This window comes from Leptospiraceae bacterium, from assembly GCA_016708435.1.
Taxonomy (GTDB): Bacteria; Spirochaetota; Leptospiria; order Leptospirales; family Leptospiraceae; genus UBA2033.
Genome location: JADJFV010000002.1, coordinates 1 through 24,029, shown reverse-complemented (window position 1 = coordinate 24,029; position 24,029 = coordinate 1). Strand labels below are relative to the sequence as shown.

Sequence of the window (24,029 nt, the reverse complement as noted above, 5' to 3'; positions counted from 1 at the left end):
AGCAATTAAAAAAAGTTTAATGCTATGTTTTTGGAAAAACTGACAATCACATTAAGAGAAACTCTGAATTGTTAGAGGAGATAAAAAGGAAAACAGATGCGGTAAATTTCATTATACCACATCTGTTTAAAAGTATTATAAACCGTGCTTACTGATTACATCAGAAACAGTATGGCATCCTGCACATTTGCTATCGTCAGTTTGCTTTCCACCGCCGTGGGTAACGTCTTTATTAGATGTCTTTAAACTCTTAAACATCAAACCATTAGCAAAATTAACTCCATCGTGGCAGCTTCCGCAAGCAGCGATAGAAGGTTTTGTTTTCCAGTTATCTTCATTTACAGCAGATTTATTTGTTGTGTGGCAATTGTAGCAAAGTTTTGCATCTGCCAGAGAAATGAATGCAGCGGCCTTTGTTTTAAAATTATAGCCAGAATCAATAGCATAATAATTTCCACCTTTTGTCAACCCTGTGCTCATATGAAATTTGTGAACCATTACTGGAAAGTCAACAACATTGTATCCATCTAGCACATAATACTCTGCTGGCGTTGGAGCCGAGTAGAGCCCTGTAGTAGTATCTGCAATCACATTGACATCACTTCCTGCCCTCAACTGATCAGTATGGCACATAACGCAATGTTTAACATCATTTCGTCCACCAGAGCCATGAAAAATTAAACCACGAGCAGTAATACCTGTAGTTGTCGTAGCGGATGCTTTTTGATGGCAACGATTACAGGTTTCCGTGTTTGTAATATCTCTTTGCAATGCTTTAATTGCCTTTGTTTCAGGAATGAAATCATAGGCTAATGTTTCGCCATCATCAAAGTTTACGGTGGTAACTCCAGTAGCAGTATCTGTTCCGTTTGTATTATTTGTGCTAGTTCCTCTGACATTTCCGGTGCCTAAATACACTATTACTCTATGAGGAAGACTTGCATTGTAGGTTAGATCACCAAGATTTGCTTGTTTCGTTGAAGATACCGCAGACAAAGTTTTTGTCTTAGTATATGCAGTTGTTCTTGTTTCTCCATAGGTAGACTTTATAAAGTCCTTAGAGGTAATGATATTTCTAGAAAATTTATAAGTGTAAGAACCTTCTACTTTGTCCTCAGTAATGGAGCCTTCATTGTCATTTGTTGGCAGTGAAAAAGCACGACTTCTAGTATAGGTGGTTGTTCCATCACTTCCTGCCGTTACTTCGGGAGTAGTGACTATATAATTCACCCATTTTCCAGGACTGCCATTTGTGCCTTCCACATACTTTGCAATTGTAAAGTTTATATTACTTACAGTTGTTAAGTTTGAAGCAAATCTTGTTGTTCCACTAGGAACTGTTGTTGCTTTTGTTGTCCAACCGAATCCCACCAACCTGCTAGCTGGCAGTGAACTTGTTGCCTTTGTTGCAACGTAAAACTTTATAGATGGTTTCCCATCAGTAGGAACTTCAGCACTCTCCACAATTCCATCTAAGCTTAATACTTTTAATTCTGCTGCGGTTTTGGCTGAAACGTCATATAGAGGCAATGACTTTATATAAGCCAATTTAGTCGCATGATTTGCCGCTGCTGTTGCATCATCACTTGGTGTTGAGGTTGTTCTAAAAAAATTAGCCGTTGGCACGAGGATATTTGCCATTACCCCCTTTTCTTTGTCTTTCTCCAATGGAGTTTGACCACAACCAATACTTAAAAATAAAAATATGAGTAATAAATTTTTCATAATGTCTCCTTGTTTAAAAATTATCCTCTGAAACTTCTTTGGCAAATGAAAAGAATCGATTGATATTAAAACCAATTGTCCATTCTCTATTTCGATAATCATAATCAGCACCGCGGAGTAACTGAGTATGCGCTAAGGCTCTACTGTTTGTCACAAACACATTGTAGATGTGACCACCTGACTCATAACTTAGACCTAAGCTCAAAGGAATAGAGTAGTGCTGAACTGGTTTATCAAAATACACGTTTCTCAAATATACATACGCTAAATCACTACTCTTATTGTAACTTGAATTAATCTGTGTTGCTGTTAAATTCGTAGTGCTGCCATAGCCCGCTAAATCAACGGCTGCATAATTCTCACCAATATAATCTCTTTTATTTGACAGCATTGTTTCAAATAAAAAAGAAATGGATTTGTTGATTTGAATTTTTCCACCAATATCTAGACCATATCGATCATTAGAAAGACCTGGCTTCACAAAATTTCTGTGAACAAACATAGGTGATACCTGCAAGGAAAATCTTTCTCCAAAACGTCTTGAGATTAAAACTGAGCCCAAGTAACTAGTCCTATCAGAATAAGTCAGCTCATAGGAGTTCAATTTCTTTTTTAAAGCTTCGTCTACTACCGGATAACCACTGCTAGGCGGTAAAATATAAGGTCCCATGTTTGCAGTTTGTTTTTCAGTTTCAACTCCAACAGATCCGAATATTGCAATTGAAACTGGGAATGAATTCGTTTGAGGCATAATAAAATACTTCGATCTAGCTTCATACGTTTTAAACGCATTCACTCTTGAAAATCCTAAAGAGAGTTTGTCAGTTAAGCCATAGTCAAGAGATAACTGTGTGTTAGCCCCTTTATCCAATCCAAAAAAATCATACTGAGTAGCTTTTGCATCTCCAAATCTATGATTAAAACTAAAATTCAAAATATCTTTCTGCAATGGTTGTGCAGTTGGCATATGAATTAAGTTAGGACCTTTGAAAGCGGGGGGAGCAGCAACAGTCTTTCCTGTAGGCGGTGCAACTTCTGGCTCTGGAGTTTGCTCTGGAACCTTGACTTCCTCTTTTGCTGATTTGGTTGGCTCAACAGGTAAACTCTCTTTAGCCGCTTCCGTAGTCTTTACATCTGAAGGTGCAATAGTCTCAGTGGTATTCTCTACCGGCGCAGGCTCTTTTGCGGATGCATCTTTTGCTTCTTTAGGGGACTTAGCTTCTTTCGCAGTCTTCTTAGCATCAACAGGTTTCTTTTTGTTATCCTGTGCAGTCACAAAAGTGAATGATATTAAAATTAATAACAGGATTATCTTTTTCATTTTGCGCTCTTTAGCTCCAGTTTAATTTTAAGCTCTACGATTTCGCTAACTTTAGCAAGCTTAATATCTGGAACTGCAATTTTATAGTCATTTAGATTTACTTTAAATCCAGCGGTTAATAGGTATCCACTTCCTGATTCTGATGGAGTAACAACGCCTTCAATTTCAACACTGTCTTTAGTTGTTCCGTGAATTGTCATTTTACCGGTTACTTTCGCTTTACCGCTAGCAGGATCATAGGAAACGATTGTACCTTTATAATTTGCTGTTGCAAACTTTACAGATTCGAGATATGTTTCATGCATTCTATCATTGGCAAATTTGTATTGCCCATCTAAAGCAAAACTATCAAGAGTAATGTCCATTGTAAAATCAAAAGTCTTTGCTTTCATATCAACACTACCGGAAACTTGTTTCGCAAGTCCGACCATTTTCGAATCAGATCCAGCCATTGTTTTGATCAATGTAAAAAGCATTTTGCCTGATTCTACTTTTAGTTTATTTTCTGTGATAGGTTCTGCGGATAACGAGCTAAATGCCAAAAATACTACTAAACCGACTATTCTAAAAAATTTTATTTTTTTTCCCATTATAATTCTCCTCATGAATTCAACGTTCTTATTTTTCTGTTCTCAATTCAATTTTAATTTTCAATTTTACTATCTCGCTGACATTTGTAAGCTTTGTCTTTGGAACTTCGATACCAAAGTCTTTCAAATTAACTTTAAAGTCTGCGGTTAATGAAAAGTTGCCTTTTGTGATTTTAGAAGGAACTACTTTGCCTTCTATAGAAAAATTATCCTTTGTAACTCCATGAGAAGTCATTTTTCCGTTCACTTTTGCAATACCGGTTGCAGGATCGTAGGAAACGATTTTACCTTTGTAATTCGCTGTAGCAAATTTAAAAGATTCGAGATGAGTTTCATGCATTCTATTGTTAGCAAATTTGAATTTACCGCTAAGGCTGAAACTTTCTAGATTAACATCCATCGTCATATCGAATGTTTTTTCTTTCAAGTCTACAGAACCGGATAGTTGATTGGCAAGTCCTGTCATGCTTGAAAATTCAGTCATATCAGGATCGTAGCCAGATGAACTGGTCTTGACTAATGTAAAATGCATTTTGCCTGATTCAACTTTTAGCTTTCCTTCGGGTAGTGCTGTAGCGGATAATCCACTATACGCGACCAAAAGAATTATACCGATTGTATGTAAAAGTATTTTATATTTCTTCAATGTATCCTCCTTTGAGAAATAAAATTTATTTCTCACTCTAAAGCTCCTGCTTTTATCCAACAATACACTGCTTTTGTAAGAGCCGTGTTTGTGTAGGTAGACATAGACCCGCTGTTAATTGAAGTATAAAATACGCTAGCAGTTGGAATACCTGCCGTAACCTTCGTCTTCACAGAGGTATAACTACTCGTATCAACAATAGACTTCTGAGCACCTGTAGCATGGCAACTACCGCATTGCGTATTGAGTCCTGCGGCGCCTAACGCTGAAAAAGAAGTGGCGGCACTCGAACAGTCAACTCCAGGTGTATTGTTATTTGTAGCGATTTGCAGGAGAATCCCCTTTGTAGCAATGTCCTTTTCAATGTCAGAGTATTTCTTGTCAGTGCAAGTGATGACTCCTGTGAAAAGTATGATGAATAGAATTGGTAAATGGTTTAGTTTCACTATTATCCTTCTTGTTTTATTTGCTCAATTTATTTTTAACCAACAATTTGCTTTCTATTTAGGGATGTCAATTTGAAAAAATAAATCCGATGACTATCATTTATGATATATGTCATCCACATTAATTCGAACCCGTATTCGCTAGCCTATATCATACGGGTTTATATAGTGGTAAGTATTAATTTGCGGTTAATTCGAATTTAACGCTTACATCGACTTCTTTGATTTTTGGGGGATCCATTTTGTAATCTTTAGGATTTATCTTAAAACTAGATGTGAATAAATAACCTTTGCCACTCTTCTTTAATTTTCCTATAATTTCTACACTGTCTTTAGTAACTCCATGGATTTGCATCTTACCAACGACCTTTATATCGCCTGACGTCTTATCATGCTCAGTTATCATACCGTCGAAATTAGCAGTATGATAAGTCTCCGACTCTAGATAACCTTCATGCATTAGATCATTTGCATACTTGTATGCACCAGTAAGATAAAAGTTGTCATGCTTTATAGAAGCAAAAATACTGACTTTCTTTGATGCAACGTCTACAGAGCCGTAAAACTCGTCTGCTACACCAGACATTTTTGCTGCAACATCCCATTCTGTTTTTACAAGAACAAACAGAATTTTGCCTGAAGTCAATTTGAGTTTACTCTCAGAAACCTCTACTGCCTGAATTAGGCTCATTGCAGAAAATAGTAGAACTACAAGCAATGAGATTATTTTAAATTTCTTCATATGATTACTTCTCCTCTAGTCATCATCGTCGAAATAACAATATGTAATTTTATTTTGATGTTTTAAAATTTAAATCGTTTTCTAAGTAGCGATGATGTATAGGTCAGATAGAAATTTCTAATTTGAATCGTCAAGCGTTATTTTGTAGCTTCGAAAATATTAGTGTCTTCCAATTTTCTTTTCACTATTACTGCGGCTTGGGTAATCAAGTGTTTGCGACGAGAATATTTATTTTTGAGATTGATATCATAGCTAACAACAAATGCAATGATGATAAGCGAAAACGGATAAGCAGAACCGAGGATAATGATTGGTATCCCTATTTGATAAATCGAAAAGCTTTGCAATACAAATAAAATTTCATGAACAACAAAAGAGAGTGCGATATTAAAAATTAATCCCCCGATTAAAAAAACTACAGAGATAAAAAGTAGGCTGAAAGTTTTAAATGTCTTCCCGCTTGTCAATAGAAAAGAAGCCTTCATCGCCTGCCTCGCATTATAATCAGCATCGATCACAAAAAAAGGAGCAAAAATCAATCTGGCTATTGTCCAAAAGAATAAAACAACGCCTAGCAGAATTCGAATTTGCATAATCTTGTCGTAGTCTTTTATGAAAAATGCAATTTTGAAAAGTAAAATATAAAGAGAGTAGTAGGCGGCGAGTAAAATTAGAATTTGAAAATAACGTTTATGACCTAGAAATAAAATCTTAAGACTTACTGTGAGCCCCCGAACGAGTCGGAGGTAAAACCGTATAAACCCACAAACAAAAAAAGAAACAATCGGCAGGGAAAGATATCCGAGCAGCATATTTTGTGTTTCTCTTTCATAAGCAATCATAAACACAAGAAAAATCATCGAAAAGTAAGTAACAGAAAGAAGGAGTGTAAATAAAAGACTTACTAGCGTAGTCAATAGAAAATTTTTATGAGCAATTGCCATGCTCTCCTTTACATAGTTAATTACGATCTGTGGCGGAGTAAAAAGTTTTACTAATACTTTCGGATTCATATTGATTCAAGCGTCTTACTGAATGGCAATTCAAATCAACAAAAAAATAAATGAACTTGGAATTAATCGTCAAGCGCAATAGGGTTAAATTTCGGGCTAGATATTTTTGGATTTGAAATTTTGGGAATCGTTGGATTTGTCTTTGTCTTAACAGCTTCCGTAGTTTCTGTATCAACTTTGACTAGATTGGAGACTGGAATTTTTCCTTTTGAGTCTTCGTTTAAAACTTCCTTTCGAATTACATCATTAATTCTCTTTGCCATAAAAGTTTGACTCGGATCAACTGGTTCATCCTGCGGGCCTGATTTTTCGTGATCTAACTCCATCTCTTCATCTAGAAGGTCTTCTAAGTCTTGTAAAGGAGGGGGGAACGACAAATCAACTGTAGCCCCTAGCTCAGCAGGATCTAGCCGAATGGAAGTATCATCGTGCATAGAAAACTCATCTTTTTTTTCTTCCGAGATGATATCATTAAAATCTAATGCGAAGTCTGCATCCATTCCTCCATCTAAAATTTCCTGTTCAATTTCTTCATTTATAATTGCATCGAAGTCTAGATATTCTTTTACTTTATAATCAATAGTCGGAGAAGTTGTTTTGGGCAAATCAGGAATATCCAATGGAATTGTATCAATATTGACAACAGGAATTTTGTCAACGCTCGGAACCGCTAGACTTTCTAGTGAGCTAATATAATCAATTTCTTCAGAAAGATCTACATCTAAAGAAAGACTATCGTCTACTTCTCTTTTCTCTGTTTCCTTTATGTTCTCGTAATGCTCTTCGGGAGATTCTTCTTTTTTAAAATCAGCCTCAACTAGTGAATCCAGATTGAAATTCATTGCTTCACTCTCAGTGAGTAGGGGCTGATCGTCCAATGATGGAATTTTTAAAGAACTAAGGTTTAACGTAAATGCCGTAATAGAAGCTGGCTCTTCAGCGGATAATGCCGATTTGGTTTCAATTGGAAGTAATAATTTTGGGGAAAGTCTTTTGAACTCGGAACGATCGGGTTTGGTGATTAAATATGGATCTGTTTCCAAGAAGTCTTGAAAGTTTTTTAGCTCTGTCAAGGCAAAACTATTTGGCTCTTCATTCGTAAGGTAGAAATAAATCTCTTCCGGCGAAGCAGTATTATCCACATATAAAAGAAGTTTCATCGTCAAATCAATGAGGGCAGGAGAAATCCCGTAAAACAAAATCCCAACATTCCCTTTTGTATTTGAATCAATGAGTCGCTCAAATAATTCTATTTGTCTTTTGAGTTCTAAATTAGATGAGTAGGTGGAAATTGAAAAGCCACTAGATGTTAGAGTGCTAGCAATGGAATCATATTCCATTTTTTTAGTAAGAGATTTAAGTAAAATAAGCCGGTTCATTTTCTTTGACTTAAATTCCTTGAGTCTCGCTTCAATAAGATTAGCATCTTTGGAATCAAAGTCTTTGAGGCAGTCTAATAAGTAACAAATACTTCCTGTGTCCCCTATAGGTATAAAATTTTGTAAGAATTGATTCATGATTGTGTATTATATTTCTAGGAAAACGAACCTGTTAGCAATATCTATCTATGTGTTTAAAAACAGTATATTTTGCAAGCATAAACTAAGCAAAGAAATTCATTTGGGTAGTTCTTGGGATAAGTCTTGGTTGAATTTATAATCTGCGAAATTTGCCTCGATTTGCACTTCAGTGATTCGATTATTTACCTGAAAAACCGCCGCCAAAAGAGTCTGAGTAGGCATTTGATAGGTAAATTCTTTTTCAAAGCTCAATTCCAAAGAATATTTCATCATCTCTCTCTTTTTGATGATTGGCTCTTTTAAAATTTTAACAATCCGAGCTGTCTGTGAACTCAACCAAAGCTGACCCCTGAAATAGCCGGACTGAATTTTAGAAGGACTCACAAGATACTTTACAGTCTTTGAATCGGAGGAAATAGTTTGAAAAGAATGAGAAGCCATTCCTTCGCGAGTAAGCCAGTCGATTTCTTTTTTGCTTGAGCGCTCAATTAGCGGCTTAGTTAATATCTGTTTTATCCCATTGACTTCAATTTCTTTGCACACAAAAATAAATTCCTCCGGTGCAAGAAAATACCCTGCTTGCATTCTTTTTTCTATTACTGTTCCTGATGGTTCTTTTATTTTTGAAATTACTTCTTGGCGAACCCTATAATTTTTATCTCTCTTTTTTCTCTCTGATAAATTTCCGCCGCGCGGTTGAGAATAGTATAGTTCTCTTGCGCGGAAAGAGCGATTGTTGCCAGCAAGACAAGGTTACAAAGAGTAATTCTGATTATCCACAAGGGTTAATTGTTATCCTTATAGTTATAAAGCTTTAAATTCATTTTAGATTTTTCTATTTGGTGAACTTGATTTAAGTGAGCATTCGGACAAATGATATTTGCCCCTGTATTCAATTCGAGCTCGGGATATTCTAATAAGTCTTGCACGGAGGCTGTGCCGGAAGAAACGTTTGACTTAGAGCCTATATTGTCACCATTAAATATCACAAATTCCGTATTAGCCCCACTTGCTCCATTGCTAACAATTACAAAATCATTTGCCGCAGAAGTTAAACCGGTAGTAGACTTAGTAACACGAGTAACCTGAGAAGGCATTAGATTGAATGAAGTAGTATTAATCCCCGTAAAAGGAGAAGTCGCCAGTGCTTTTAGAGTAGAAGAAAACTCATATGTAGTTAGCACAGAATTAATATTAACAGCACTCGTATTTCCAAAGTATACATTTTGCAGATTATAACCGACTGATTGTCCTAAAAAAGATGCAAACAATCGTTTAAATGCAGTTTTATTATCTGAAGTTAGAATGCTAGAGTCATAATTACTCGAACTCATAAAAATTGTCATGAGATTATACGCATTATTCGCTCTAGTTCCATTTATCCCCTGCATTGTCTGCTGAAAGAATTGATTGCGGGTAGCCGTTGTTTTCCCCGAACTTTCATAAACATATTTCATAAAGCTATAAGCAAATGCATAATTTTTTAGGCTACTCGTCCAATTAAATAAAGATGGAGTTCCATAGCTTGTGCTACCTATGCCACCACTACAAGAACTAGAACTAGCAGCGTCACCCTTGAAACAACTGAGCCTTGCTGTTTGAGGACCATATCCAGTCAAATCACTAGTAACCTCACTTGTCCCTTCATCAATCCAAGTATCGTCTGTCCCGGCTTGTGTATATTGAAATCGAATTAAATGTTGAAATTCATGTGCGAGAGTGGAGAGAAATGTATCGGGTTTGCCGCTAGCCAAATCCTTATCACGCAAACGCAAAAGCTCCACTCCATCCATAAAAAGAATTTCTCTTTGGTTTGACCGAATTAGACTAGAAGGGTCATCCGCATAAAAATTAATTGGATCTACATAACCTGCAATGAATCCTGAAGTAGTCGTTGCCCCTTCTTTAATATCTAAAATAAGGACAGTGACTTTTTTGTCTCCGTTTACATCAGAGGAGACTCCATAGGCATCCTTTTCTATTGGTAAAATATTTGTCTCGAACGCCGACACTACACTCGCATAATTTAGATTAGTCGCTAAAGAATTTTCAACATATAAATCCATATTAGCCGACGATGCAACTAGTCTAGAATAAATACAATATGTTGTTTGGGATTTGACAAGCAGGTTGCGAACCCAAAAACCTCCATTGTTTGCGGTGCATCCAGAGTTCTGTGAATCTAGAACATATTTCAGTGACATCAAACTCAATGCATTCTTCTGGGACTTTGATTGTCCGTTTGATTGATAACAAGAAATTAAACTTAAAAAAAGTAGGGGTAGGGTAAAGAATCTAGAGTAACGGCTTACTGAGTTCATAGGTTGAAGTAATTCCTTGGATTTTGTTTGTCAAATGATTTACAAATTGTTGCTTATATTCACTCTTAAACTTAGACAAATGAAAACAATGGAATTACCAAATGCAATTTAAAAAAGCGGCTATCATCTTTTTACTCGCCATTCACAATATAATGCCAGAAGAATCTTTTTTGCCCAATGGAACTTGGTTCTCAGAGAAAAAGGATTTTCGTAAAGGGTATGAATTTCTGCAATTGCTTGTTCAGGATAAGAAATTTATTTTTGCAAAGCTATCTTACAACGAAGAAAGAAAATGGGAAGAGACAAGAGTCTTAGGTGTATTAGAAGACAAAGATGGAAAAGTGTTTTTCTTTCCGGAGATGTGCACAGTTTTTGCGGCAAAGCACCTCGGACAAAGATGGATTTTATTGCAAGGATTTGATTGCGATCACCTGAAATTCCAACTAACCAAAAATGAGCAGGGAATCATTATTAGCCCATCCATTGGCATTTCTGAATCAGTCAGCTTAAGACAAGGAAAAAGTCGCTCCGAAAATACGATAGACGCAATTATCGTCTCCGAAGAAAAAAAAATAGTTCAAGCTTGGAGCCTAAGAATGAAGTATGCAAAGAAAGGAGCAACTGCTTCTCTAAATGGTAAACCGGTCGGCGTTTTGGAGACTGTGGATTCGACAGGAAGCCTTGATTCGAGCGAATTCATTCGGATAGGGGACATGATTTCTATCCAGAATCCGAAGGCTTCCGATTTTTTTGAGTGAAGCCCCTATCGTCCTCGTCTGACAATTTTGAGATAGGGCAATGCTTTCCTTAAATCAGAAATTTCTTGCTCCTCAATAGACGTATCGTCGATTTCTAAGAAAGTTAGATCTTTTAGCGTTGCGAGTGGCTTAAGTGTTTGAATCTTTGTGCCACCAATGTATAAGTCGATTAATTTCTTTGCACTGCTGATTTCATTTAGCTCGGTTACAAACGTATTTCGAATATCCAAATGTCTTAATTCTGAGAATTGTTTCGCAAATGTTATGTCACGAATGGCAGATCGCGCGAGGGATAGTCTTCTGATTTTTTTTAAATTATAAATTAGCGTTAAATCAGAAATAGCCACATCATTCAAAATTAAAGAATGCAAATTTGATAACTCTGCAATCGGCTGCAAAGAAGAAACGGAAGTTCCACTTAGATTTAGAAATTGAAGGCTTTTCAATTTTGCTATCTCAGAAATATCTTTGCATTCAGGCGAAGATATTTCGAGAGATTCTAAATTTGTAAATTGTGATAACTGACTTAGATTCGGTGAAAAATTTTCTTTGAAACCAAGATACTTGGCTTTTTCTGGAAAGTATTCAACCTGGTTTCCTGAAATATCTTTAATCGGAACAAATCCTGGTTGCTCCTTATAAATTCTAGGAGCACAGAATGTCAGGCACAATACAAGGAATTGAATGATGCTCTTTGTTGTTTCTGTTTTCATTTTTATCAATTAATTTTTCGTTCAAAATATTTCATTTAGAACCAAAGAGAGAAGGTTGGTTATCTTCAAACTTGGATTCATTAGAAATTTTGATTTTATCTACTTGCGATAAACTTTGCTTATCCGCTCTTGCGACTTTTTCTGATTTCATCTTATTCGAATCAAATGGATTCATTAGATCTCTCCAGTTTGAAAATTTAATTTGAGGGTCTAACCAATCCATATAAGAATCTCTCTCTAGCACAACCGGCATTCGATTGTTTTCGTGAATTGGTCGAACGACTTCATTTGCAACTGTGGTAATGATTGTGCAAGAGAAAATTTCTTCTTTTGTTTTTGGATTTTTCCATTTATCCCATAATCCTGCCATGGCAAATGTGGACTCGGGGTGTAGGGTAAATGCGTATTTGTCTTTAACTTTTCCTTCTGCCTTAAATTCATAGAAAATATCAACAGGAATAAGACATCGGTTTGAATCAAGTAAAGTTCTAAACGCTGGCTTCTCTTCAAGAGTTTCCGAGCGCGCATTAAAGAGAGAATACTTTTTAATCTGTTCAAAATCTTTTACAAAATTTGGAATCAATCCCCATCGCATAAGCTTCATTTCATTCTGATCAATCTCAGTATTCCGCCAAATCACAAGTATCCGGTCAGTTGGGAGAAATTCATCTTTAAAGTCCATGTCTTCAATTATATTATGAGTTTGGAACTGTTCTTGTAATTCTTGCATTTTAGATTTTAGACTAAATCGACTACACATTATAAGATTCCCTTCATTGGTAGAATATAAGATTCTTCCACGTTGATAGATGCAGGTATAGATAAAAAAGATTTCAAATACTCAGCAAAGTCTTTCGGAGAAATCATATCCTTTGTATCAAATCCGTCTCGACCATCCCAAATCGGAGTGCTAATTGCCCCGGGGTAAACAGTGAATACCCGTATTTGGTCTTTTTTCCATTCTTCTCGAAGTGATTTTGCAAGTCCGGCTACAGCATGTTTAGATGCACAGTAAGCTGTCGATTCAGGAAAACCAATCTTACCCGCTGTGGAAGATAGAAAACAGACAAATGGATTCTTATCGGAACGTTTTAATAGAGAGAAAAAGTTTTGTAAAATCAGAAAAGAAGAAGTTATATTCAAGGAAAAATGTGATTCAATTTTGTCTTTTGTTAAAGAAGAAAGCTCTCCGAATAAACCATCCCCCTGACAAAGGTAGATGGCGTCTATCGCATCAAAAGAATTCTTATAAAACTCAGCAAAAGAAATAATTTCAGTCTCATTCGTAACATCACATTTATAATTGAAACCAGATTTTATTTTCGCCCAGGTAGATATTCCTCTTCTAGAAATTCCAAACACATCTTGCTCTGAATTTTTATTTAATGTGGCGAATAACGCTTCTCCAATTCCAGAGCCTGCTCCAACGACCAATACTTTTTTTGCGGTCATGCGAAAACCTTTACATGCCCCAGATTGTATAACCCTGCGCTTTTTGAATTGCAATTACTTTTACTAGAAACAAAATCAATATGATAATTGTTAGAAAAAAATAAGAGCCTGTCTTTGTGTCTTCCTCTTCGTTTTTCAATAAAATAAAAAGAGGAATGCTTAGTGTAAACATCCTCGAAACATTTTCATAGACTGACCAGAAATGATAAAAACTAGCCGTCGATACCATGAAAAATACAAGCGCAATCCCTAAACGAAATTCAATTCCTCGCTTAATATTTCCTGTAAATAAAATTGCAATTCCTGTAACAAGCAAAACCAATAGCGGAAATCTGGAAAGCAATCGCGCCAACTCTTTGTAATCCGTTGTAGTTCCAACGGAGGCAAGGATGGATTTTGAGTAAGTAATAATTCCTTCTAACGGGAGGATAAAATCTATTAGCCTTGTTGCTTTCCAATTTGGAAAAGTCACTTTCAAATATACATGCCACATAATCGGGATGGCTAACACGGAGACTATTAGAAGTGCTTTCGGAACTCTTTTTTCTAATATTGCCTTTACTCCAAGCGGGAAAAATAAAAATAGAGCTGGCTCCTTGCAAAGAATAGCAAGACTTGCCACTAGCACAAAATATAGATTTTCCTCTTCCAAGTAAAAATAATAAGCAATGATTACAAGAGAAACCATCACAGAATCACTTACTAATACAGCGTAACTGCCAAGAGAAAAAGGAGAAAGCAAGTAAAATAAAGAGAATATCTTTTTATCTTCATCTAAAATTCTTCGAAGAAGTATATAAGAAAGAAGAAACAAGGAAAGATTTACAAAATACATTCCATAGACTGACGCGGTCTTGCCCAAAAATCCAATGATTCCGACTAACAATGGATAGCCAATGCGAGGAGCGCGATAGCTTTCATCAAAGCCTTTAGGCCAGTTCATGTTTAATTCAGAAATGGTTCTGGAATAAAAATAAAATATCTGTCCATCATAGCCTGCTCCGAGATCGTCTTTGCTTCCCATAATCACCACTGCTCCATCTGGCATCTTCTCTTTGTTTTGAATAGCAAATTCCATTCCGAAATTAATCATAGAAGTTGGATTGTAATTGTATTTTTTCCAGAGAGATGTTGTCACTACTATATAGACTAAGGCAAACAGCGAGTATCTGATGTAAGACTTTTCAAGAATGGAAATAATTTTGCTCATAGGATTACCTTGTTGTATTTTCCTTTATGATAGTTGAATAGATTGGAATCATCTGCTCGGAGCCTCTATAGGTCAAGTGGTGTGAGTCAATAAAATCTTGCACTTCCGGCACTGATTCTTTGTGATCGTAAAATTTTACTGAATGATTGGAAAGCTCTGAATAAAAATGCAAATAGTCTTTATACCACTCACTTTCTTTGTATAGATTTAATTCGAGCGGATTCTCAGGATTATTCACAATGACAAAAGGGATATTCGCTTGTTTAAATTTTGCAGCAGCTTTTTCTAGCATCGCAAATTCCGACCAACGATAGCGACCTTTCTTATTTAGAAATTCTTTTACTAGATGAAGATGATAGAGACGTTGCACTTCGGGGCGAACGGGTATTTTCCGCTGACTATCCGCATATTTATCTGCGTCTTTATACATTTTCTCAAAGTAATCTTGTGCGTATTCCGAGTCGGTCATTTCTTGCAATACTTGATCGTCCTTGCTATCAATGCGGGTAAAAGAAATATCCCTCTCGATAGTTTGCTTACAAAAATTTTGCGGAAGACGAATCCCGTAGAAGTATTCTCTACCGTAAAGTTTTTTGTCTATAGTCTTTGCACTTATAGTTTTTCCAATTTGAAACGCTAAGTCAATCTTATCCGCTTGCAACTTTTCTGGAATCTGAAATTGAATTTTCTGCCAACCTGTTTTGGAAAAGGAATTTTTATACAATTCTTTTGCGCCATTTGAAATAATAACCTCTGTATCTTTTTCAGGAATAAATACAGTTTCACTAAATTGGGACTTTGCTTTTAGTTCACAGGAGACTTGGAATTTTTGATCTGTCCAGCCCTTTCTCCATTGGATTGGAGTTAGAGTCGCACCTGTATAATTATGATAACTAGTTCCACTTCGCGTATGACGTTCCAAATAAGCATCAATCGGATCAAATAGAAAACTACGATACCGATTTACATAGAGCATAGTTTTAGTTAGAAGGGGAAGAATTTCTGCTTTTTTCAGAGAAGAGAAATGATCGAATAGAAATTGGAGCGGATAATAAAACTTAACCGGATGACGAGCGGCATAGGCATGAATCCTAACCTCTTCTGAATACTCGCCAAAGCTGTCCCCTACTTTCGGAAAATGATCCATTTGCAAATCACCCGGATTGATAAGATATAAAATCAAGTCCGGTTTTTTAGAAATCATTTCGTCTGCATAATAATACAAATCTGTTGGCGACATGGCGACATGACCAAAAAAATCAGAATGAATTTTTACACCTGACTTTTCCAACTCTTCATCTACCCTCTGCGGCAAATAGGAATATAACGCGACAGAACTCCCTGTAACAAGCACTCCCTTTTTGTCCTTTGTGAAATTTAGATTTTCTTTTTTCTGTAAGAAATTATACCAGGGCGAAGTATCCCATTCTAGTTCGTTTGGAACTTTTAGAAACAGGAAGGAGAATACAAACCAATCTAGAAAAATTAGTAAGGAGCAAAATGCTACGATTGAAAGAATAATTTTTGATTTTAAATTTTGCGGTGCCAAGATGTTAAAACATTTCCAATTGAATCATGAATTTGAAGAAAGAAAATCATTTAAAGAAAAAGAAATATTCGAAACGTTAGTCGAAATAAATCTTTCGTCCGTCTGTAAAATTTTAGTAAAAGAATACTTTCCATCTACAGGATTTGAGTAAACTTCCAGAATTTTATTTTGTAAATTAGCGATGATGTATTCGGGAATATTCGCTTTTGCGTAAATGGATGCTTTGGCTCTATCAAGCGCAATAGAGGAATTAGCCACTTCAATTACAAGCAAGGCTTCTGTTGGATGAGCGTTGGAGTAATCTCCTTTCGGAACAATTGCGATATCAGGCTCTGGCTCTGAGAAGCCTGTATTGATAGGATTCTCTTGTCTGAGTTGGTATTCATTCTTAATTGCTTCATAAAGAAACGAAGCCAGTAGAGTCACAAGATTTGCATGAATCGGATCCTTATGTCTTTTTTCTATCACTACTCCTTCTAAGAGTTCTGTCTTTTCCGAAATAAGACCCTGCTTATACAAAAAATGATAAGCCTCAACACTAATAGGGACTGCTTTCTCGAAGAATGCCTGACGTTCTTGTATTGCGAAACTCATGGCTTTACCTTGAAATTTCAAGGCGTAAAGTCAAGAAAGAAATTTTTAAAGATTACCACATATTTGCTTGGGCGGCTTGATACTCAGAAGTATCAAACGGGCTCTCCTTCTTGTCCCGATGAAAATTGGGACACCAGTCGATCCCTGCCGCTAGTATAGAGATACTTTGAAGGTCATTGTAGAGTTATTTTCTTTTTTTTAAATTCCACTTCGATTCAATTCTTCTTTGAGAGGAAATCTTAATTTGCCTATGTAAACGTAATGAATTTTTCCCTCGTTCATTAGTTTGTGAATGTATTGTTTAGTCTTCTTCCATTTACGGGCGAGGTCTTCTACTAAAATCAAATCAGATGCTTTGACTTTGTCCGCATCTTTTCTTGCTTGCAATTCTGCGAGATGAGCTTCGATTGTATTTTCTGATTTGATAGAAAAGAAGCCGTCATCGCATTTCTTACAGAAATATCCGCTTAATTTATTTAGCTTGATTTCTCCTAACTCTTTATGCTTTACTTCGAACGTTCTCTTATTGGTAAATTTCATAGTTCCAACAGCCCCACACGAAGGACAATCTACCCATTTTTTATCTTTTGCCATAATTGCCTTTCCTAATATCGTCTTTGACTAAATTCAAATCATAATGAGGAGTTTTCTTTTCCATCTATAGAAGATTATTTAATTTAGTTTAATAAGTCAACTAAATAATTAACTTTCTAGGAATTTGTCTTTCTAGTGAATTGCATCCAACTTCTCGATAAATCTATCTCCTTCTATCCCACAAAGTTAAAAGCTTAAATACCACTGTAGACATTTAAAAGTGACAGATCAGAGTAACTTTATAGAAACGGAAAATATTTAAACGTCGTTGGCATAGATCATGCTCGCTTTTTTCTTTCGGATGATCCTTTTGAAATGAATCTCCTGTGCAGGAAAAAAAATAGTATTATAAGCATTTTATAATATCTTCTTCCTTTAATCCTTCCTGATTGCGATTGATTGCTCTATTGATTGCAGTCTGAAAGGAACAATCTATCCAAAATTGTCAATGAAAACATAGGAAATAATAATTCTTGAAATAGAAATATTCCTTCTAAAATAAAAAAATCTACCGGATGAATAGAAATCTCTTTTTTTTCAAAATGAGTCCATGTTTCCTCCAAATAATTCATTGTAAAATTTAAAGGCTGATTCTTTAAGTATGGCTCTAGAATCTCTTCTTTTAATTCATTCCACCTAAATCCATTTTGATAAAAAACGGAAGCTGGCTCAATTTTAGAAAATCGAATTTCAGGCAATTGCAACCATCCGTCTAAGTTTTCCAAATGCACCGAATGACCCAGTCGAATCAATTCTTTTTGAATCAATTTACTGATATAACCTTTTCCGGAGGCATCTATCCCGCTGATCCCAAGGATAAAAGGACGATGTTGAACATTTGATTTTGCGATTAGAATTTGCTCTATTAGATTTTGGAATTGATTCATACTTTAAACTCAACAATCAGGAAATAAAAATTCCATGATTCCTCTCTTTGAATTAATAGGTAATTTATTACCTATATATGTCAAGTTTTTTGAAATATCTATTTTCTATATTACTGGATAGGCTTGGAATTAATTTTAGGTAATCGCATAGAATCCCAATCTTCTGACTCCTGCTCAGATTTATATAAAATAGCTCAATGCCCCGACTGCGGACATGAAATGAAACTCATGATTGTAAACGAATACTTAAATCCTATCCAATACATTCAGTAATTCCTTTTTCAAATCTTCATTGTGGCAATAGTTAGGATAGTGTTTATCGGTGAATAAATTTGTATAATGCTCTCCTATTGAGTTTGCATAATCAACAGGTTTCACAATCTCTTTTTTCGAGTTGATAAGAATTTTGTTAAGATTGGATTCTGAAAGAAAAAAGTAGCAATCTGCGATAATTTCTTGTGGGATCGAAAAGGGAGATTGTAATACAGCAAGCACTCTAAAAAAAAGAGAAAGTTTCTTCCGACTTTTGGGATCAATTTTTACAGCAGGAATAAGTACAGAATTCATTTGGATGTTTGGATGTTTTTCAGATTCCGAAAACATCATCGCAAGCTGGCAAATCTTTGAATCTCCATACATTTTGTAAGAATTGTAAGGCTCATTGTGTGGAGTCATATCTTTCAGATTTACTTTTCTTTTTGGGATCAAAAAATATTTAATATTCGTTGTGGATGCATAGATGATCTGTGGTTTGGGAGATTTTTCTAATACTTCATAAAGTTCCCGGTTTAGTAAATATGGGCTAAGAACATTTACCTGATAAGTAAGTTCAAAACCATCTTGAGTCTTCTGGAAAGATTTTATTCCATGATTGAATGCACCTGCATTATGTATTAAAAGATCGATTTGGGAAAATTTTTCTCTAATTATTCTAGCAAAATTGCGGACAGACGCAAAGCTTTCTAAATCTAGATGTATGGAGGTAACTCTTCCTTCCAAACCAGGAATTTCCTTAGATGCCTCTGATATAACAAATTGTGCTGATTCTTGATTGCGACAACCTAGAATTACATGATGTCCATCTAAGATAAACTTTAGAAAAGTTTTTTTCCCGATTCCAGAATTGGCTCCTGTGATGATGATGGTTTTCATTGCTTTTAAAATGATCCTTTTCTAGTGTTAAATTGGTTTAAACCCTAAAATAATTGCAACTACATATTTAAAATTTCTCTTTCTAGTAATCTTCACTCAACTTCTCGATAATTCTATCTCCTCCTATCCCACAAAGTTAAAAGCCTAAAGCAAAATCGGATTGCGTCTCTTTCATAATAAGGTGTTATGAAGTAAGAGGGGGAAATTTCTTTCCTAATTAAAATTATAGTTTAATCTTAATTAGCCACAAAAACCCAATTTAACTGCAAGCTTTTTTTGGATGAAATATTTTTTTGATTGGAAATTTTTATATTTGCTTGAACAATTCCCCCGGGAACTTCGTGGAATTTATAAATTAGAATATTATATTCTTTAATACCTGAAGCGAAAGAGGTTTTGACAAAAAGCCTTTAATGTTTTCATAGGTTTCCGCTTTTTTCTTATCATACGGATCAACAGAAGAAGTTAAAATATACACATCAATATTCAATCGGTCTTTTTTCATAGCATCCAAAAAATCCCAGCCGTTCATTTCTGGCATATTTAAATCTAAAAAGATTAGTTCAGGATAGTGCGCATGAATAGAAGTAAACGCATCTTTTGGATCTTCAAATGTCAAAAGTTGAATCTCTGAATTTAATAAATTAAATATTCTTCTATTTACCATTAATTGTAATGTATCATCATCAATACAAAAAATTGTTTGAATTTTTTTATTCGTAGGAATTGGATTAATAAAAATATTGTCTTCTGATTCAGGTAAAAAATCAAGAGAGCTTCTAATTACTTGATCCAATTCTTCTCCAGATTTTTTAATTTTTAAAATTATACTTTCTAAATCTGCACCTTCTTGAAGAAGTTCCAATCCAGCTAAGATAGAAACTAAAGGACCTCGTAGTTTATGAGAATTAATGTATGCGATCTCTCTTAAAAATGCATTTTGCTTAATTGCTTTTTCGGAAAGTTCTCTTATCTGTTCTAAATTATTTTTCTCTTCGGTAATATCTCGACTTATTCCATCTATGCGAATTATTTCAGATTTCAGATTGTCTCTTACTAACCAAGCCTTGTCTTTCACCCATTTAATTTTTTTATCCTTAGTTATAATTCGATATTCCTCTTCAAAAAAACCAATTTCTTTTATTTTAGTAAAAGCATCCATTACCTTCTGCCTATCTTCTTCAAAAATACATTCATTCCAAAGATTTGGATTTTTATAAAAATCTTCTGCATCATATCCATATAAATCAAAAACATTTTTGTTCACAAAAAAAATCTCATAGCTATTTGGGTCACTAGACCAAATAATATCTCTAATCGAATTTAAAATGCTATTGAGTTTGCTTTCATTTAAACTTGATTGCTTAAAAACATTTACTCTCTCTGTTTGGTCGATAGATAAAATAAGTTCTGACTTTCTTCCTTGAAATTCGATAACTTGACCTGAGATATTGACATACAGTAACTCTCCATTTTTCTTTAGATGTCTCCAAACTCCTGTGTCAGCATAACCTTCATTATCCACATTCGCAACCTTCAGTAGAGCTGGTAAATCTTCGGAAGGACGAATATCTTTGATAGTCATAGATAAAAATTCTTCCCTGCTGTAACCGTATACAATAGTTGCCGCTTCATTGACTTCTAAAAATTGTAATGTAGCTAAATCATATACCCACATCGGGATAGGATTTTTTGTGAAAAAGGATTCGTTGAAAATATTTTTCATGGGCTTAGACTATATGCATGATAGCATATTTCTTTCCTTTGTCTAGTTTAATATAAAAATATACAAATGATACTTTTTTAATCTAAGTTCATCCACTATTTTTCTACAAAGGGGTATTCCCCATTCTCAAAAGCAGAGTATCCAAATTTTAATTCGGAATTTACTTTTGAGAATGGGTATAGCAAAATCGGATTGTGTCTCTTTCATAAAAAGATGTCATGAACTAAACGGGGTAAAATTTCTGGGTAACTACGATTATTCGTTCTATTTCCCATTAGCCTTTTGGTTTGCAGTTTCTTGCTATCTTCCATTCATCATTGTTCATTAACAATTAACCATTACTTACCTTGCTCCGCGTCTTTATCATATAAAATAAATTCCTTCTTCACTTGTTCATACGTCTTACCAACATCATCCTTTCCATCGAACGCAAACTTAGTATTAGGCGGTAGTTCTTTGAGTGATGGTGAAGCCGGGGACGGTGTTCATTCTTTCAGATGCAACCCTCGCCCATGCGGAATATGATTTACTAGAAATACCTGAAATTGGATTAGATTTAATTTCTATTTGATAGATTCCCCCCGGTTTAAAGTTGACTTCTGTTTTTAAGCCCCGGTGCATGAATTCGTCAAAAGCGTTTTCTTCTTGACCAGGACAATAATGAGACCCTTTATCTTGGAGCGAAATTCTTTATAAAATATTAAATCAATTACATAGTCAAATACAATATAACTTTAACCCTTTTAAAGGCCAGTGCAAAGAATAAATTCTCTGAGGAAAAACACTAAATAACCCTTTTTCGGTAATTGTGCTATTAAATACTCTGCAATAATTTGTTCTTTGCAATTTTGGAGCTATCGATATTTTCTCTCTCGTTTTTCTTAATTTAGCAAATTAGCGTTAAGCTCAATATAGATTGGTATAGCTCTTTCTTTTCTTTTATCAGGCTCTAAATTATACTCTAGATCTTTATTATCATATTCCAAATACTCATCGCCTAACATAGGTATTTTCAGATAGATGTATGCATTTTTACTTTTCAGTAACTAGGAGTCTTTCTACTTTCTTGCATATTTGCTTTGATTTTCTTGGCGATACATTTGTCAAATCTTTCATAAGAAGGATCACAACCTACAGCATTCCATTGAATGTAATCACGTTACCATAGGTGAAAAAAAAGTAGAAGCTATAGTGTTACGATAATAAAATTAGTTTCATTAATAGCTACTAAAGTTATGAGGCTGTGTGTTGAATTTCTTATTTGCATCCAACTTCTCCCATCATTCTCTCCCATTCAAATTCTACAAGCTTTAACGCTTCAAAGGAATATCGATTGCGTCTCTTTCCTAATAAGGTTTATTTAAACGGGATAAATTTGTCCACTCTCAAAGTAAAGATCCGACGTAGCGCCAATATCCCTCAAAGTAAGCAGAAAACCTAGTTTTAAAACTTGTCAATCTCATTCAACAGCAACGATAAAGTCATGCAAATCTACTACAGCCAGAGCGTGACGCAATACTCTTCGCATGGGTATCCATGCAAAAATAAAGTCCCCTGCCCTGCGAAGCGAATTAGGGAAGGGGATACTTCTGAGTATTCCACAAGAGCAGCAGAATCCGGGGTTAGGTCACACCTTATTGCAGTCCATCTTGCAGTCCATCTTGCAGTTCATGTATCAGTTCATCTATACTCTAAAAATTCCGTAACTAAAGATGAACTGCAATTTAAACCGCAATAGGAACTGCAACGAGGGGATAAGCAATACAAACTAAATCGTTCATCAACCTGTGACAATTATAATCTGGCTTGAGTATATAGTATTGATCTTGAAAAAGTGATTTGTGAAAATGGGGATATATTTTTTTTATAATTATGCGCAATAATAATCAAAATCGTATTTGTAAGTCGTCCGCGAATCCATATCCCTGTGGCAAAAGAATCGGCATTTCGATTTTTCTAATCCTCTTCGGATTCTCTCTTTTTGGGCAGGAATTTTCTAGCGAAGAAGAATCTAAGCCCCTACTTAGAGTGTTTCCAATTTTTCGACCAGAAGAATGTGAATGGGCAATTCGCTTTGATGTGTGTTTACGATGTATGAAAAAAAGAGAGCGTTATGCGCAAAGAATTCTATTTATGAAAGAAGGCGGACCTTACCGCGAACACGGTTGCTACACGGATGAGAAAGGGTTTTATGTGTTGAAGTGAATTCTGTCACCTCGAACAGCTTCATCGTGAGAGGTCTATTTTGCTTAATCCTATCGTTCTATTGCAAAATAGATTTCTCACACCGCCTGTTTCTTAACTGCAAATTCTGCCGACAGGCGGTGTTCGAAATGATACTTAAAATTTATTTTTACAAGTTTGTAAAGCAGCGATGTTGGTTGCAGCTTTCAAGCAATCCTAGATTGTATTTTCCGGAGGTGCATTCTTTTATAACGCCAGCTTTGAGAGTTCCTTCCATAGCTTTTACTTTTTCTGCTTCTTCAGGCTTTAGCTCTTTTGCTAAATTGGTAAACATTTGGTTGACGATTGCCTCGCATTCAGCAGCGCTTACAGCTTCTTTGCCGCAATTAGAAAACACGATAGATGCTCCGAGTAACATAGCGATAACTAATATTTTTTTCATTCGATTTGATTCCTTCAATGGTTTTTTTACTCAAAATATCTTTGCTAGGCTCAATGAAAACCGTTTGTTCTTTTTTTTAACCTTCTTCGGGGTTGTCGGCGGGATTTTGGGAAATTCGAACTCGTATTTCATTGCCTAAAAGTTCCAATTGACCTGAAATAATTTTTCATGATATGAATTCCTCGACCGGTTGGAACATGAATGCGATCCGGTCTAGCGGGATCAGGAATTAATTCTGGCTCAAAACCTTTGCCACTATCAATCACATAGACATCTAAAAATTTACTGGTTTCAAATACTTGCACAGTCACTTCGTCGTCAAAACGTCTACCTCCATGCTCGACTGCATTGTCTAAAGTTTCATCTATGATAATGCTAAACCAAAATTCGTTTAGGAACTTCTTCCAATTTTCTAGCTCGTAAATTTTCCAGAGTTCTTCTTTA

Annotated in this window: 23 protein-coding genes and 1 pseudogene; 2 read left to right on the top strand and 22 right to left on the bottom strand. The window is 35.3% G+C overall.

Annotation, left to right across the window (positions count from 1 at the left end; translation table 11 throughout):
• Window positions 1-135: 135 nt before the first annotated feature.
• The 10 genes from IPH52_05485 to IPH52_05440 form a co-directional block, all read right to left on the bottom strand.
• Window positions 136-1,725: a hypothetical protein gene (locus IPH52_05485; protein MBK7054493.1), complete on the bottom strand. Its 1,590-nt coding sequence runs from the start codon at window positions 1,723-1,725 to the stop codon at window positions 136-138.
• Window positions 1,726-1,738: 13 nt separating this feature from the next.
• Window positions 1,739-2,692: a hypothetical protein gene (locus IPH52_05480; protein MBK7054492.1), complete on the bottom strand. Its 954-nt coding sequence runs from the start codon at window positions 2,690-2,692 to the stop codon at window positions 1,739-1,741.
• A gap of 350 nt (window positions 2,693-3,042) precedes the next feature.
• Window positions 3,043-3,636 (bottom strand): YceI family protein, encoded by a 594-nt coding sequence (locus IPH52_05475; protein MBK7054491.1) that lies wholly within the window; start codon window positions 3,634-3,636, stop codon window positions 3,043-3,045.
• Between the two features lie 28 nt (window positions 3,637-3,664).
• Window positions 3,665-4,282: a YceI family protein gene (locus IPH52_05470; GenBank protein MBK7054490.1), complete on the bottom strand. Its 618-nt coding sequence runs from the start codon at window positions 4,280-4,282 to the stop codon at window positions 3,665-3,667.
• Window positions 4,283-4,314: 32 nt separating this feature from the next.
• The gene (locus tag IPH52_05465; protein ID MBK7054489.1) at window positions 4,315-4,728 is read right to left on the bottom strand and encodes a hypothetical protein; all 414 of its coding nucleotides are present in this window, start codon (window positions 4,726-4,728) and stop codon (window positions 4,315-4,317) included.
• A 178-nt stretch (window positions 4,729-4,906) separates the two neighbouring features.
• Window positions 4,907-5,470 (bottom strand): YceI family protein, encoded by a 564-nt coding sequence (locus IPH52_05460; GenBank protein MBK7054488.1) that lies wholly within the window; start codon window positions 5,468-5,470, stop codon window positions 4,907-4,909.
• A gap of 137 nt (window positions 5,471-5,607) precedes the next feature.
• Window positions 5,608-6,483: a hypothetical protein gene (locus IPH52_05455; protein MBK7054487.1), complete on the bottom strand. Its 876-nt coding sequence runs from the start codon at window positions 6,481-6,483 to the stop codon at window positions 5,608-5,610.
• Window positions 6,484-6,545: 62 nt separating this feature from the next.
• Window positions 6,546-8,000 carry a hypothetical protein gene (locus IPH52_05450; GenBank protein ID MBK7054486.1) on the bottom strand — a complete coding sequence of 485 codons (1,455 nt, stop codon included), beginning with the start codon at window positions 7,998-8,000 and terminating at the stop codon, window positions 6,546-6,548.
• Window positions 8,001-8,099: 99 nt separating this feature from the next.
• On the bottom strand, window positions 8,100-8,588 hold the full coding sequence (locus tag IPH52_05445) for a hypothetical protein (protein ID MBK7054485.1): 489 nt from the start codon (window positions 8,586-8,588) through the stop codon (window positions 8,100-8,102).
• A 200-nt stretch (window positions 8,589-8,788) separates the two neighbouring features.
• Window positions 8,789-10,324, bottom strand: a complete 1,536-nt coding sequence (locus IPH52_05440; protein MBK7054484.1) for a peptidase M30 — start codon at window positions 10,322-10,324, stop codon at window positions 8,789-8,791.
• A gap of 101 nt (window positions 10,325-10,425) precedes the next feature.
• On the opposite strand from IPH52_05440, the gene IPH52_05435 reads away from it, so the two are divergent.
• Window positions 10,426-11,082, top strand: coding sequence for a hypothetical protein (locus tag IPH52_05435; protein MBK7054483.1), 657 nt, complete (start codon window positions 10,426-10,428; stop codon window positions 11,080-11,082).
• A 5-nt stretch (window positions 11,083-11,087) separates the two neighbouring features.
• Here the strand turns inward: IPH52_05435 and IPH52_05430 are convergent, their stop codons facing one another.
• The 10 genes from IPH52_05430 to IPH52_05385 all read right to left on the bottom strand — a co-directional run bounded on the left by IPH52_05430 (window position 11,088) and on the right by IPH52_05385 (window position 20,959).
• Window positions 11,088-11,795 carry a hypothetical protein gene (locus IPH52_05430; protein ID MBK7054482.1) on the bottom strand — a complete coding sequence of 236 codons (708 nt, stop codon included), beginning with the start codon at window positions 11,793-11,795 and terminating at the stop codon, window positions 11,088-11,090.
• Window positions 11,796-11,826: 31 nt separating this feature from the next.
• Window positions 11,827-12,555, bottom strand: coding sequence for an SOS response-associated peptidase (locus tag IPH52_05425; protein MBK7054481.1), 729 nt, complete (start codon window positions 12,553-12,555; stop codon window positions 11,827-11,829).
• The gene (locus IPH52_05420) at window positions 12,555-13,247 is read right to left on the bottom strand and encodes an SDR family oxidoreductase (GenBank protein ID MBK7054480.1); all 693 of its coding nucleotides are present in this window, start codon (window positions 13,245-13,247) and stop codon (window positions 12,555-12,557) included. Before IPH52_05420 ends, IPH52_05425 begins: the two co-directional genes overlap by 1 nt.
• 10 nt (window positions 13,248-13,257) lie before the next feature.
• Window positions 13,258-14,457, bottom strand: a complete 1,200-nt coding sequence (locus IPH52_05415; GenBank protein ID MBK7054479.1) for a hypothetical protein — start codon at window positions 14,455-14,457, stop codon at window positions 13,258-13,260.
• 4 nt (window positions 14,458-14,461) lie between these two features.
• The gene (locus tag IPH52_05410; protein MBK7054478.1) at window positions 14,462-16,006 is read right to left on the bottom strand and encodes a hypothetical protein; all 1,545 of its coding nucleotides are present in this window, start codon (window positions 16,004-16,006) and stop codon (window positions 14,462-14,464) included.
• A gap of 24 nt (window positions 16,007-16,030) precedes the next feature.
• A complete protein-coding gene (locus IPH52_05405) occupies window positions 16,031-16,600 on the bottom strand; it encodes a Uma2 family endonuclease (GenBank protein ID MBK7054477.1) in 570 nt (189 codons plus the stop codon).
• A 198-nt stretch (window positions 16,601-16,798) separates the two neighbouring features.
• Window positions 16,799-17,194, bottom strand: a complete 396-nt coding sequence (locus IPH52_05400) for a hypothetical protein (GenBank protein MBK7054476.1) — start codon at window positions 17,192-17,194, stop codon at window positions 16,799-16,801.
• 404 nt (window positions 17,195-17,598) lie between these two features.
• The gene (locus IPH52_05395; protein MBK7054475.1) at window positions 17,599-18,081 is read right to left on the bottom strand and encodes a hypothetical protein; all 483 of its coding nucleotides are present in this window, start codon (window positions 18,079-18,081) and stop codon (window positions 17,599-17,601) included.
• A gap of 246 nt (window positions 18,082-18,327) precedes the next feature.
• Complete coding sequence (locus IPH52_05390) at window positions 18,328-19,233, bottom strand: SDR family NAD(P)-dependent oxidoreductase (GenBank protein ID MBK7054474.1); 906 nt, start codon at window positions 19,231-19,233, stop codon at window positions 18,328-18,330.
• Window positions 19,234-19,588: 355 nt separating this feature from the next.
• Window positions 19,589-20,959, bottom strand: coding sequence for a PAS domain-containing protein (locus tag IPH52_05385; GenBank protein MBK7054473.1), 1,371 nt, complete (start codon window positions 20,957-20,959; stop codon window positions 19,589-19,591).
• Window positions 20,960-22,855: 1,896 nt separating this feature from the next.
• Between IPH52_05385 and IPH52_05380 the strand changes: the two genes are divergently transcribed.
• Window positions 22,856-23,164: a hypothetical protein gene (locus IPH52_05380; GenBank protein MBK7054472.1), complete on the top strand. Its 309-nt coding sequence runs from the start codon at window positions 22,856-22,858 to the stop codon at window positions 23,162-23,164.
• 148 nt (window positions 23,165-23,312) lie between these two features.
• Here IPH52_05380 and IPH52_05375 read toward each other — a convergent pair whose 3' ends face one another.
• Together IPH52_05375 and IPH52_05370 are read right to left on the bottom strand one after the other, a co-directional pair.
• Entirely contained in the window at window positions 23,313-23,585 is a 273-nt protein-coding gene (locus IPH52_05375) for a TIGR04454 family lipoprotein (GenBank protein ID MBK7054471.1), read from the bottom strand.
• Between the two features lie 135 nt (window positions 23,586-23,720).
• A pseudogene (locus IPH52_05370) lies at window positions 23,721-24,029 on the bottom strand (ATP-binding protein).